The sequence below is a fragment of the Streptomyces sp. NPDC058240 genome (genome assembly GCF_042882135.1).
Classification (GTDB): Bacteria; Actinomycetota; Actinomycetes; order Streptomycetales; family Streptomycetaceae; genus Streptomyces.
In genome coordinates this window covers 316,896-329,098 of sequence record NZ_JBHVWT010000002.1, presented here as the reverse complement: position 1 = coordinate 329,098, position 12,203 = coordinate 316,896, and the positions used below count along the sequence as shown (strand labels likewise).

At 69.5% G+C, this 12,203-nt stretch carries 9 protein-coding genes, 1 tRNA gene and 1 pseudogene; 5 read left to right on the top strand and 6 right to left on the bottom strand.

Annotated features, from left to right (window positions below):
• The first annotated feature begins 5 nt into the window (after window positions 1-5).
• The 5 genes from ACFVX4_RS06730 (at window position 6) to ACFVX4_RS06710 (ending at window position 7,082) form a co-directional block, all read left to right on the top strand.
• Window positions 6-1,970 (top strand): copper resistance CopC/CopD family protein, encoded by a 1,965-nt coding sequence (locus ACFVX4_RS06730; RefSeq protein ID WP_389972596.1) that lies wholly within the window; start codon window positions 6-8, stop codon window positions 1,968-1,970.
• A gap of 5 nt (window positions 1,971-1,975) precedes the next feature.
• Complete coding sequence (gene efeB, locus ACFVX4_RS06725; protein WP_389972937.1) at window positions 1,976-3,313, top strand: iron uptake transporter deferrochelatase/peroxidase subunit; 1,338 nt, start codon at window positions 1,976-1,978, stop codon at window positions 3,311-3,313.
• A gap of 27 nt (window positions 3,314-3,340) precedes the next feature.
• Window positions 3,341-4,276 carry a prephenate dehydratase gene (pheA, locus tag ACFVX4_RS06720; RefSeq protein ID WP_389972594.1) on the top strand — a complete coding sequence of 312 codons (936 nt, stop codon included), beginning with the start codon at window positions 3,341-3,343 and terminating at the stop codon, window positions 4,274-4,276.
• Between the two features lie 716 nt (window positions 4,277-4,992).
• Window positions 4,993-6,282, top strand: coding sequence for a serine--tRNA ligase (gene serS, locus ACFVX4_RS06715; RefSeq protein WP_266416688.1), 1,290 nt, complete (start codon window positions 4,993-4,995; stop codon window positions 6,280-6,282).
• A complete protein-coding gene (locus ACFVX4_RS06710) occupies window positions 6,279-7,082 on the top strand; it encodes an HAD family hydrolase (RefSeq protein ID WP_389972591.1) in 804 nt (267 codons plus the stop codon). The genes serS and ACFVX4_RS06710 overlap by 4 nt, the downstream gene beginning before the upstream one ends.
• Window positions 7,083-7,126: 44 nt before the next feature.
• On the opposite strand, the gene ACFVX4_RS06705 is transcribed toward ACFVX4_RS06710, so the two are convergent.
• The 6 genes and pseudogenes from ACFVX4_RS06705 to ACFVX4_RS06680 form a co-directional block, all read right to left on the bottom strand.
• Window positions 7,127-7,214, bottom strand: a tRNA-Ser gene (locus ACFVX4_RS06705).
• 286 nt (window positions 7,215-7,500) lie between these two features.
• Complete coding sequence (locus ACFVX4_RS06700; RefSeq protein WP_389972934.1) at window positions 7,501-8,199, bottom strand: hypothetical protein; 699 nt, start codon at window positions 8,197-8,199, stop codon at window positions 7,501-7,503.
• 326 nt (window positions 8,200-8,525) lie between these two features.
• Window positions 8,526-9,245, bottom strand: a complete 720-nt coding sequence (locus ACFVX4_RS06695) for an ABC transporter permease (RefSeq protein ID WP_389972589.1) — start codon at window positions 9,243-9,245, stop codon at window positions 8,526-8,528.
• 30 nt (window positions 9,246-9,275) lie between these two features.
• Window positions 9,276-10,187, bottom strand: coding sequence for an ABC transporter ATP-binding protein (locus tag ACFVX4_RS06690; RefSeq protein ID WP_389972931.1), 912 nt, complete (start codon window positions 10,185-10,187; stop codon window positions 9,276-9,278).
• Complete coding sequence (locus tag ACFVX4_RS06685) at window positions 10,184-11,104, bottom strand: ABC transporter permease (RefSeq protein ID WP_389972587.1); 921 nt, start codon at window positions 11,102-11,104, stop codon at window positions 10,184-10,186. The genes ACFVX4_RS06690 and ACFVX4_RS06685 overlap by 4 nt, the downstream gene beginning before the upstream one ends.
• A pseudogene (locus tag ACFVX4_RS06680) lies at window positions 11,097-12,084 on the bottom strand (ABC transporter ATP-binding protein); the annotation flags it as partial. The gene ACFVX4_RS06685 and the pseudogene ACFVX4_RS06680, both read right to left, overlap by 8 nt.
• Window positions 12,085-12,203: the final 119 nt, after the last annotated feature.

Genomic DNA, 12,203 nt, shown 5'->3' with positions numbered 1-12,203 from the left:
TCGTCATGACAGCCACCGCCCCGCACTTCGGACCGCCCCCGTCCACTCCCTCGACACGCCGTCCACTCGCCGCGGCCGCGCTCCTCGCCGCCCTCGTCGGCATGGTGTTCGGCCTGTTGCTGGGAGGTGCGGGCCAGGCGTCCGCGCATGCCGCACTGACCGGGAGCGATCCGCAGGACGGGGCGGTGGTCGCCACCGCCCCCAAGGAGGTCACGCTCACCTTCTCCGAGCAGGTCGCCCTCGGCGACGACTCCATCCGGATCCTGGACCCCGCCGGCAAACGCGCCGACACCGGCGCCGCGCCCCGTGATCTGCAGAGCGGATCCACCGTGAAGTACGGCGTCTCGCTGCACGCCGGACTGCCCGACGGGACGTACACCGTCGCCTGGCAGGCCGTGTCCGCGGACAGCCACCCCGTGTCCGGCGCCTTCACCTTCTCCGTCGGAGCACCCTCGAAGACCGCCGTGGCACTCCCGACGGACGAGGCCGGCGGCGGCGTCGTCGGCACCCTCTACGGCATCGCGCGCTACGCCGCGTACGCCGGTTTCATCCTGCTGGCCGGCGGCTCCGCCTTCGTGCTGGCCTGCTGGCAGCGCGGGGCGGGTGCACGCCCCCTCCAGCACCTGGTCGTACGCGGCTGGATGACCCTCACCGTCGCCACCCTGGCCATGCTGCTCCTGCGCAACCCGTACACGGGGTCGGGGAAGCTCGCGGACGCCTTCGACCTCGACGGCCTGAAGGCCGTGCTCGACACCAAGCCCGGCGCCGCACTCGTCTCCCGGCTGCTGCTGCTCGGCGCTTCCGCGCTGTTCATCGCCGTGCTCTTCGGGGCCTACGCCAAGCGCGAGGACGAGCGCGAGAAGAAGGACCTCACCTTCGGGCTGGCCATCGGCGGCACGGTGATCGCCGCCGGGATCGCCGGTACGTGGGCGCTCGCCGAGCACGCCTCGACCGGGATCCAGCCCGGCATCGCCATGCCGGTCGACGTGCTCCATCTGCTGGCCGTCGCCGCCTGGCTCGGTGGTCTCACGGCCCTGCTGGTCGCGCTCTACCGGACCCCCGACATCGACGCCACGGCCGTACGGCGCTTCTCCGGCATCGCGTTCGGCAGTGTGATCGTGCTCGCCGCGACCGGGATCTATCAGTCCTGGCGCCAGGTCGGCACCTGGTCCGCGCTCACCGGCACCGGATACGGGCAACTGCTGCTCGTGAAGGTGGGGCTCGTCGCCGTCCTGGTCGGGATCGCCTGGTTCTCGCGGCGCTGGACGGCGCGCCTGATCGCGGGCGGGGGCGGCGCGGAGACGGGGTCCAAGGCCGGGGACGGGGAGGGGCCCCAGGCAGCGGCGTCCGACGAGGCCGAGACCCCGGGCACATCGGCGTCCACGGTCGAGGACCCCGCGCGGGCGGCTCAACTCGCCCGGCAGCAGGCCGCCGTGGCCACCGCCCAGAAGAAGCGGATCCGCGACGCCGACCCCGAACGGTCCGGGCTCCGCCGGTCGGTGCTGGCGGAAGTGGGAGTCGCCGTCGCACTGCTGGCGGTGACGACCGTGCTGACCTCGACCGAGCCGGCGCGTACCGAGGAAGAGGCGGCCCGCGCGTCGACGGCGGCGACCGCCCCGGCGGCCGAAGGCCCGGTCAGCTTGAAGCTGCCCTTCGACACGGGCGGCACGAACGGCAGGGGAACGGTGCGGATGGAGATCGCCCCCGCCGGTACCGGCGCCAATGAGCTCCACATCTGGATCGACGGCGCCGACGGAAAGGCCATGGACGTCCCCGAGGTGAAGGTCGCCTTCACGCTGGAGTCCAAGGACATCGGCCCGCTCCCCGTCGTCCCCGCCCGGCTGACCGAGGGCCACTGGACCGCCGACGGCGTCCAGATCCCGATGCCGGGCAACTGGAAGGTCGCCGTGACCGTCCGTACCTCGGACATCGATCAGACGACCATCGACAAGAACGTGAAGATCGGTTGAGCAGGATCGTGAGCACAGACAGCAGCAGGAAGACCCGGGCCGGCGGAGCCCGGGACGGCGCGGGCAGCGGGGACGACGGTGCCCGTGGCGGCGGAGGCATCTCCCGGCGTCGGCTGATCGGCAGCGCGGGCGCGGCCGGTGCGACCGGGCTGGTGCTGGGCGCGGCGGGCGGCGCGACCGGCTATGCCGCGACCCGGCCCGCCGAAGCCGCCGCACTGACCACGGTCGGCTCCACCCAGGTGATGTTTCACGGGAAACATCAAGCGGGGATCACCACTCCGCTTCAGGCGCGCGGCCATCTCGTCGCCTTCGACCTGGTGCCCGGTGCCGGACGCAAGGAAGCCGCTGCCCTGATGCGCCGGTGGTCGGCCGCGGCCGAGCGCCTGATGGCCGGCGATCCGGCCGGGGGCGGCGCGGCGGACGGTCCGGACCATGACACGGGGATCGCGCTGGATGCCGGACCGTCCTCGCTGACCGTCACCTTCGGCTTCGGCCGGACCTTCTTCGAACGCACGGGCCTGACCGGCAACCGCCCACCGGGGCTCGACCCGCTGCCGCCCTTCTCCTCCGACCGCATCGACGCCGGGCGCTCCAACGGTGACCTCTGGGTCCAGATCGGCGCGGACGACGCGCTCGTCGCCTTCCACGCACTGCGTGCCGTACAGAAGGAGGCCGCCCCCGCCGCCAGGGTCCGCTGGCAGATGAACGGCTTCAACCGCGCCCCCGGCGCCACGGCCCAGCCGATGACCGCCCGCAATCTGATGGGACAGGTCGACGGCACCAACAACCCGAAACCGACCGAGAGCGACTTCGAGCGCCGTGTCTTCGTCCCGGGCGGAACCGACGCGAAGTACGACTGGCTCGCGGGCGGCTCGTACGCGGTCGTGCGCCGGATCAGAATGCTGCTCGACGACTGGGAGAAGCTCCCGGTGCAACGACAGGAGCAGGTCATAGGGCGCCGGAAGAAGGACGGCGCTCCGCTGAGCGGCGGCACCGAGACCACCGCGATGGACCTCGACAGGGCCGGCCCCGACGGCAAGCTCCTGATCCCGGACAACGCCCACGCCCGGATCTCCTCCCCCGAGAGGAACAGCGGCGCGGCCATGCTGCGGCGCCCCTTCTCGTACCACGACGGCATCTCGGCGGACGGCACTCCGGACGCCGGTCTGCTGTTCATCTGCTGGCAGGCGGATCCGCTGCGCGGGTTCGTCCCGGTACAGCGCAAGCTGGACCGGGGTGACGCCCTGTCCCCGTTCATCCGGCACGAGGCGAGCGGCCTGTTCGCGGTGCCGGGCGGTGCGGCGGACGGCGAGTACGTGGGGCAGCGACTTCTGGAGTCCTGAGCCACCGGGGCGCATTAGGGTGACGGTATGTCCGCCACGCGCTACGCCTATCTCGGCCCCGAAGGTACCTTCACCGAGGTCGCCCTCCGTACGCTCCCGGAAGCCGCCACCCGCGAACTCGTCCCGATGGTCTCCGTACCGGCCGCTCTGGACGCGGTACGCAGCGGGGCCGCCGCGGCGGCGCTCGTGCCGATCGAGAACTCCGTCGAGGGCGGCATCACCGCGACGCTCGACGAGCTGACCACCGGCGAGCCGCTGATGATCTACCGCGAGGTGCTGCTCTCCATCACCTTCGCGTTGCTGGTGCGGCCCGGTACCAAGCTGTCCGACATCAAGTCGGTCACCGCACACCCGGCCGCACAGCCGCAGGTGCGCAACTGGATGGCCGCCCATCTCCCGGACGCCGTGTGGGAGTCGGCGGCCTCCAACGCGGACGGCGCCCGGCTGGTGCAGGAGGGCCGGTACGACGCCGCCTTCGCCGGTGAGTTCGCGGCGGCCACGTACGGCCTCGAACCGCTGGTGACCGAGATCCATGACGCGGTGAACGCGCAGACCCGCTTCGTCCTGGTGGGCCGCCCCGCCCGGCCGGCGGCACCGACGGGCGCGGACAAGACGTCGGTGGTCATCTGGCTGGGCGAGGACCACCCCGGTGCCCTGCTCGAACTGCTCCAGGAGTTCGCGGTGCGCGGGGTGAACCTGATGCTGATCCAGTCGCGGCCGACGGGGGCCGGCATCGGGAACTACTGCTTCGCGGTGGACGCCGAGGGGCACATCGCGGACCGCCGGGTCGGAGAGGCGCTGATGGGGCTGAAGCGGATCTGCCCGAAGGTGCGCTTCCTGGGTTCGTACCCGCGGGCAGGCGTGGCGTTGCAGGACGTGCGGCCGCTGCGCGCGGGGACGTCGGACGCCGCGTTCACGGATGCCTCCGACTGGCTGACCAGGAACCTGGACGGCCGAGGCTGACGGAGTCGGGAACCGGGGACGCGAGGGGCTGACAGGACTTCGGTCCTGCGGGACGGGAGCGAGTCGGCCTCCTCCCGGGTCTCAGCGCGCCGTCGATGCCCAACGCCGTCGCCGCCCGCGCCGTCGATGCCCATACCGTCGATGCCCAACGCGTCGCCGCCGGTGCTATCTGCCGATTTTCGGCATCCACAAAGTTATCCACAGGGACGGTTCCCGGCCTGGGGACAAGTCGACACTCCCCTGCGACATGGTCGACAAATTGCTCCAGTCGGTCCAGATGCGTCCACAGGTCGGCAGGTCACCCGAGGCACCCCGTGTCGCCCCAATTCCATTGATCAACTCTTTAGGACGGGAAATTCCCACCCGAACGAGCGTCTGAAGTGGGTTTGAACGGGAAATCCGCGAGCCATCACGCAACTTTCGGAATGACATCTTCCGGCATCCACAGATCTTCTTCACACCCTGTGGATAACTTTCGGAAGCACGGGAGCCTGTGGACAAGCAACGATCAACTGCCCTTCCAGGCACGGGGGATACGTCAAGACGAGTGAAGCCTTCTGCCCCATTTAGGCGAGTAGGCTCTTTTTATTGACGATCGGGATCCACCCCGGCCGCACAATCTCCCTCAGCATTGCCAATTCAGGCAATTAGGGCAAAGTGACACGCTCGGCAATATCGGTTCGAGCGGGGGAAGTGCACACCGGTAGCCTGGAGGGGTGATTGACCTTCGCCTGCTCCGTGAGGACCCCGACCGTGTTCGCGCCTCCCAGCGCGCCCGTGGAGAGGACGTCGAACTCGTCGACGCCCTTCTCTCCGCCGACGAGCGGCGCAGGTCGTCCGGTGTCCGCTTCGACGAACTCCGCTCCGAGCAGAAAGCGCTCGGCAAACTCATCCCCAAGGCCTCGCCCGACGAGCGCGCCGAGCTGCTCAAGAAGGCCGAGCAGCTGAAGGCCGACGTCAAGGCCGCCGACGCCGCACAGGACGAGGCCGACGCCGAGGCCAAGCGCCTGATGCTCCAGATCGGCAACATCGTCCACGAGGACGTGCCGGTCGGCGGCGAGGAGGACTTCGTCGTCCTGGAGACGCACGGAACGATCCGTGACTTCGGGGCCGAGGGCTTCGAGCCCAAGGACCACCTGGAGCTCGGCGAGAAGCTCGGCGCCATCGACATGGAGCGTGGCGCCAAGGTCTCCGGCTCGCGCTTCTACTACCTGACGGGTGTCGGCGCACTGCTGGAGCTGGCCCTCGTCAACGCCGCGATCGCGCAGGCCGGCGAGGCCGGCTTCATCCCGATGCTGACACCGGCGCTGGTCCGCCCGCGCGCCATGGAAGGCACCGGATTCCTCGGCCAGGCCGCGGAGAACGTGTACCACCTGGAGAAGGACGACTACTACCTGGTCGGCACCTCCGAGGTCCCGCTCGCCGCGTACCACATGGACGAGATCATCGATGCCGAGAAGCTGCCGCTGCGCTACGCGGGCTTCTCGCCCTGCTACCGCCGTGAGGCCGGTACGTACGGCAAGGACACCCGGGGCATCTTCCGGGTGCACCAGTTCGACAAGGTCGAGATGTTCTCGTACGTCGACCCGGCGGACGCCGAGGCGGAGCACCGCAGGCTCCTCGACTGGGAGAAGCAGTGGCTCACCGCTCTTGAGCTGCCCTTCCAGGTGATCGACGTCGCCACCGGCGACCTGGGCGCCTCGGCCTCCCGGAAGTTCGACTGCGAGGCGTGGATCCCGACGCAGGGCAAGTACCGCGAGCTGACGTCCGCGTCGAACTGCAACGGATTCCAGGCCCGCCGCCTGTCCGTCCGGATGCGCGACACCCGCGACGGCAAGAAGGTGCTCCAGCCGCTGTCCACGCTGAACGGCACGCTCTGCGCCGTACCGCGCACGATCGTGGCGATTCTGGAGAACCACCAGCTGGCCGACGGTTCGGTACGGGTGCCCGAGGTGCTCCGGCCGTATCTGGGCGGGCGCGAGGTTCTGGAGCCGGTCGCCAAGTGACCTTTCCGTACAAGCTCGTCGCGACCGATCTCGACGGCACGCTGCTGCGTAACGACGACACGGTCTCCGAGCGCACCCGTGAGGCACTGGCCGCGGTCACCGCGGCCGGTGCCGCGCACATCATCGTCACCGGGCGCGCGGTCCCCTGGACCCGCCACATCCTGGACGACCTGGGCTACGAAGGGCTCGCCGTCTGCGGCCAGGGCGCGCAGGTCTACCACGCGGGCGAGCGCAAGCTGCTGACCTCGCTGACGCTGGACCGGCAGCTCGCCGGTCTCGCGCTGTCCAAGGTCGAGGCCGAGGTCGGTCCGCTGGCCCTGGCGGCGAGCCGCGACGGGCTCGACGGCGAAGTGATGGTCGGCCCCGGCTACCGGGTACAGGAAGGTCCGCTTCCGGCCGTCTTCGTGGAGGACCCGGCCGAGCTGTGGTCCGCGCCTCTGAACAAGGTCTACATCCAGCATCCCGATCTGGACGACGACGCTCTGGCGACGGCCGCGCGCGCGGCCGTCGGCAACCTCGTGGACGTGGTCATGGCCGGTCCGGGAGTGGTGGAGATCCTGCCGCTGGGGCTGAGCAAGGCGACCGGGCTCTCGCTGGCCGCGCGCCGGCTGGGCATGAAGGCCGCGGACACCCTGGCCTTCGGCGACATGCCGAACGACATCCCGATGTTCGCCTGGGCCCGGCGGGGCGTGGCGATGGCCAACGCGCACGAGGACCTGAAGGCCGTGGCCCAGGAGATCACCGCGTCCAACGAGGACGACGGCATCGCTGTGGTGCTGGAACAGCTGCTCCAGCCGTAGGAGCATGGAGCAGGGCCGCGTACCGGTACGCGGCCCTGCTGCGGCGGAGGATGCGCGGATCGAACGCGCGCGGGGTTCACGGCCCCGACGACGGCTTAGCAAGCCGCTGCCTTACCACTCGGCCAATCCTCCGGGTGGGCGGCCGCGCGATGCGCAGACAAGGCCGCCCGGGGCGTTCCGCTCCGAGCGGCACGGCGGAGTCGTCGGTGACTACTCCGGCGCCGGCTCGGGCCCGCCCTGCGGGGAACTCGACGGACTCGGACTCTCGGTCATCGTCGCGCTCCTCTCCCGGCCTGTGGCGTGCGTGTCGGCGGGTGCCGTCCCCATCACTGTGCCGGGGACGGCCTTTCGACGCCACCCGTTTTCGGGGCGGCACCCCTCTCCGGGCAGCGCCGAAAGGATGCGAACTCCTGCCGGATCAGCGCTGCTTGCTGTGGCGGCGGCTCGGATCCTTCAGGTTGCGGGCGAGTTCATCCATCCTGCCGTCGATACGGACGATGTCCTCGGACATGTGGCCCAGTCGCACGCTCATGGCGCCGACGACCTGATGCGTGACGTCCAGCCGCCGGTCGAGGCTGTCGAGCCGGTGCGACATCCGGTTGAGGACGGGCCCGAGCTCCTGGAGCGCGGTGCCGACTCCGGCGAGGCAGCTCTCCCCCCGGGTGACGCGGTGTTCGAGGGAGGCGTACCCCGCGCGCAGGTCCTGCTCGGCGTCGAGCAGATACGTACGGACGCATCGGGCGATGTCGCTGTCGCGAAGAAGCATCGCGACGTTGAGGACGGTCCTGCGGGTGTAGACCCGGAGCCGGGTCGCCGCCTGTGGATAACTTTCCGGCACCTCCCCCGCCCATAGCGACATCATGTCGCTATGGAAGGAGCGCAGGTCAGCGCCACGCAGCACCTGCATCCCGTTCTCCATCAACTCGTTCTGATGGCGGTCGGTGAGCCTTCTGACGGCGGTTGTGGATACTTCGAAGTATCGAGCCACATCCTCTGTGCGAAGGTGAATTCCGTCCGGGAGCATGACAAGGCTCTTGACCTTGTCGAGGACATCGACGCGCTCCATCTGCTCCACGCGCAGCGCACGCGATTCGAGCAGGGCGACTTCTGTGGGCATGGACATGCCTTCCGATCGTGAAACCGGCGACGGGCAGCCCTGTCCCGGGCTTCGAGGGGCGGAGAACGCTCACGGTTGCCACTCACTCAATGACCGACCCGGCGGGTACTCCCTCGCCGGCATCGGCAATCCCTGTTTCACGAAAGCTACGACGCCACAGATCCCAGTTGCCTCCACGCACCCTGCCCAACGAACGGATAACCGTACAGTTACGCGTACAACTGTCCGAAATGCGTCAACCCCCGCCCAGGAGGCGAGGGTTGACGAGTTCCGGAGAGATCAGGAACGGAGCGCTCGGGTGGATGCGCCGGGAGGCAGACCCCCGGTCACTCCTCCCCGGCCAGCTTCAGCGTGCGCAGCTTCTGGCCCGCGTACCAGGTCGCCACCACCGTGACCGCGGCCAGCAGGACCGTCGCGGTCGGCAGTCCGACGTCAGAGGTGATCGCGCCCGCCCCGCCGACCTTCTCGGCGACCGCGAGGGACCACTGCTGGACGCTGAGCGTGCGCGCCCCGGGCACCAGGGTGCCGAACAGGGCCTCCCACACCAGCGCGTAGACGAGGCCGAAGACGACCGCGTGCCGGCTGACGGTGCCCAGCAGCAGGAACAGCGCGCTGTACGCGATCGAGGCGACCAGTGCCGCGATGGTGTAGGCCACCGCGATCTGCTGGCCGTTGCCGTTGAGGATCAGGCCCGCGATCAGCGTGGGCAGCGCGGAGAAGACCATCGTCACGGCGATGGCCACGATCAGCTTGGTGAAGATGATCGACGGCCGCTTCACCGGCTTGGCCAGCAGGTAGACGATCGATCCGTCGTCGATCTCAGGGCCGATGGCCCCGGTTCCGGCGATCACACCGATCAGCGGCACCATCGTGGCGATGGCGAAGCCGCCCAGCACGTCCGAGGCCACCTGGTCGTCGGACCCGGCGAACGCCCGGACCGCGACGGCGATGACCACCAGCAGCGCCGGCAGGACGAACAGGATGGCGGCCCGGCGCCGGCCGAGCAGGGCCCGGTAGGTGAGCCGGGCGACTGTGGGGTCGTACATGACGCTTCACAGCTCCTTTCAGGCCACTACTCAGGCCGCTACGAGATAGGAAAAGACCGATTCGAGGGACTCGTCGGACGGCGAAACGGTCAGAAGACGAATTCCGTGCTCACGTGCGACCTTCGGCAGCAGCTCGGTGAAGCGTCCGAAGTCGACCGCCTGGATACGCAGGGCCCGTTCACCCAGGTCCACCTCGATACCGGCCGTCGACGGGTCGGCGATCAGCGCGGCGGCGAGGGCGCGGTCATCGCTGGACCGTACGAGATAGCGGTGCGGGCGGTCCGTCATCAGACGGCGGATCCTGCGGAAGTCGCCGGACGCCGCGTGCCGTCCTGCCACGATCACCTCGATGTGGGAGGCGAGTTGCTCCACCTCTTCGAGGATGTGGGAGGAGAAGAGCACCGTACGGCCCTCTGCACCCATCTGTCGCAGCAGTTCCATCAGCTGCATCCGCTGGCGCGGGTCCATGCCGTTGAACGGCTCGTCGAGCAGCAGCACGGACGGTTCATGGACCAGGGCGGACGCCATCTTCACGCGCTGGCGCATGCCCTTGCTGTACGTCGAGATCTTGCGGTCCTGCGCGTACTCCATCTCGACCGTGGTCAGCGCCTTCCGCGCCTCCGCGTCGCCGAGCCCCTGGAGCTCCGCGTTGGCGACGACGAACTCGCGGCCGGTCAGGAAGTCGTACATGCCCTCCCGCTCCGGCACGATCCCGATCTCCTTGTACACGGCTTCGTTGCGCCAGATCGCCCTGCCGTCCAGCGTGACCGTGCCCGTCGACGGGGCGAGGAAGCCGGCCATCATGTTGATCAGCGTGGACTTTCCGGCGCCGTTCGGCCCGAGCAGACCGGTGACGCCCGGCCCCACCGTCATGCTCACGTCGTTGACGGCGACCACATTGCCGAACCAGCGCGAGGTGTGGTCGATCTCGATGGTGGTCACAGCCCGACCCTCCGGTAGCGGCGCATCAGTACGGCGTACGAGCCGGCGACGAGCGCGAGAACAACGATCAGATAGACCACGCCGACCCCGGCATCGGGGGCCGCCGCTCCGGGGAAGGCCGAGTTGGCCCCGAGGAACGCGGTCTGCAGGCCGCCGATCAGCGTGATGGGGGAGAAGAGCCCCAGCCACTCGATCGCCCCGGCGGAGCCCGTCTGCCAGGCGATCGCCTGGACCGTGGAGACCGCGCCGTAGGTGATGGTCAGTACGGCGATCACCGCGGCGACACCGAAGCCGCGGCGCGGTGTCAGCGCGGCCATCAGCAGGCCCAGCGCGGCGAAGAGCACGGAGAGCAGCGCCACCGAGACCAGTCCCTGTCCGAATCCCTTGGTCTGGTCGGCGAAGTCGAACTTCCCGAGCAGCGCGCCCGCATAGAGGATGACGAGCGGCGCGCCGGTGAGAATGAAGAGCGCGGTCGCCATGGCCGCCAGCTTGGCCACGACGTAGTCGACCCGTTCGATCGGCCGCGAGAAGTACAGCGGCACGCTCTTGAAACGCAGGTCCCGGGAGACCGACTGCGGTGCCTGCGCGGCGAGGAAGAGGCCGATCACGGCCTGGAGATAGATCGCGAACGCGGTGTACTTCATCGGCAGGGCCGTCGATCCGGGGGTGGCGATGGCGACGGCGACGATGATCGCCGCGATCATGCACATCACGCCGAAGAGCAGCATCGGCAGCACCTTGGACTTGGCGGAACGGCCGAGTCCGAACGCACCGCGCAGGGACTGCGAGTAGAGCGAGCGCCGCGCATAGCCACGGCCCAGCCGCGGGCCGTCGTAGGAGCGGTACCCGATGTTGTGGATGCGGGAGGTCTCGCTCCCGGTCACGGTCCCGGTCTCGGTCTCGGTCTCGGTACTCATCACGACCGCTCCCCTTCTGCTGTACGGCGTTCCGCGGTCGCGGGCACGCTCTGCGCCGCGGGTGCGGACGCGGGTGCCCCTTCGGTACGGAAGACCTCGGCGATGTGATGGCGCCGCTGCTCCATCCGTACGAGGCCGAGTCCGAGCCCGGCGACGCCGTCGCGCACGATGTCGTACGTCTCGTCGCCGGTCGCCTCGACCAGCAGGATGTGGCCCGCGCCGGGCAGCCCCTGCGCATCGAGACCGTCATGGCCGATGAACTTCACGCCGGCCCGGGTGAGGACCTGGCGCAACGCTTCGGTGCCGTCCGGGTGGGTGTCGCTGTCGGTGACCTCGACCGCGAGGGTCGTGGTGGTCTGGGTGAAGTCGCTGGTGGAGCTGGAGCGCAGGAGCGTGCCGCCGTCGATGACGACGACGTGGTCGCAGGTGCGTTCCAGCTCGCCCAGGAGGTGCGAGGTGACCAGGACCGAGATGCCGAAGTCGGTGTGGACGCGGCGGATCAGCCCGAGCATCTCGTCGCGGCCGACCGGGTCGAGGCCGTTGGTCGGCTCGTCGAGCAGGACCAGCTGCGGGTCGTGGACCAGCGCCTGCGCCAGCTTCACGCGCTGCTTCATGCCGGTCGAGTAGCCGCCGATGGGACGGTAGCGCTCCTCGTAGAGACCCACGTGCCGGAGCGTGTCGGCGGTGCGCTCGCGCGCTGCCGTCGGCGGCAGTCCGGACATCCGCGCCATGTGGACGACGAACTCGGTGGCCGAGACGTCCGGTGGCAGGCAGTCGTGCTCGGGCATGTAGCCGACCCGTTCCCGGATGGCGGCACCACGGGTGGCGACGTCGAGCCCGAGCACGGCGGCCCGGCCTTCGGTGGCGGGGGACAGACCCAGCAGGATCTTGATCAATGTGGACTTGCCGGCTCCGTTGGAACCCACCAGGCCGGTCACACCGGGGCCGATGTCCAAGGAGAGCCGGTCAAGCGCGGTCACCCGGGGGAACCGCTTGCTCAGGCTTTCGGTCGCGATCACAGTCACAATCCGAAGGTAGTGGCGCGCGCCACATCAGTCGTCAGCCCTGGCGGCTGGATCGGCATCCGACTCCAGATGTA

Excerpts from the sequence above, each read along its gene's own strand:
- ACFVX4_RS06695 (WP_389972589.1), bottom strand. The coding sequence starts at position 9,245 with ATGTACGACCCCACAGTCGCCCGGCTCACCTACCGGGCCCTGCTCGGC.
- ACFVX4_RS06700 (WP_389972934.1), bottom strand. The coding sequence starts at position 8,199 with ATGCCCACAGAAGTCGCCCTGCTCGAATCGCGTGCGCTGCGCGTGGAG.
- ACFVX4_RS06730 (WP_389972596.1), top strand. The coding sequence starts at position 6 with ATGACAGCCACCGCCCCGCACTTCGGACCGCCCCCGTCCACTCCCTCG.
- pheA (WP_389972594.1), top strand. The coding sequence starts at position 3,341 with ATGTCCGCCACGCGCTACGCCTATCTCGGCCCCGAAGGTACCTTCACC.
- ACFVX4_RS06685 (WP_389972587.1), bottom strand. The coding sequence starts at position 11,104 with ATGAGTACCGAGACCGAGACCGAGACCGGGACCGTGACCGGGAGCGAG.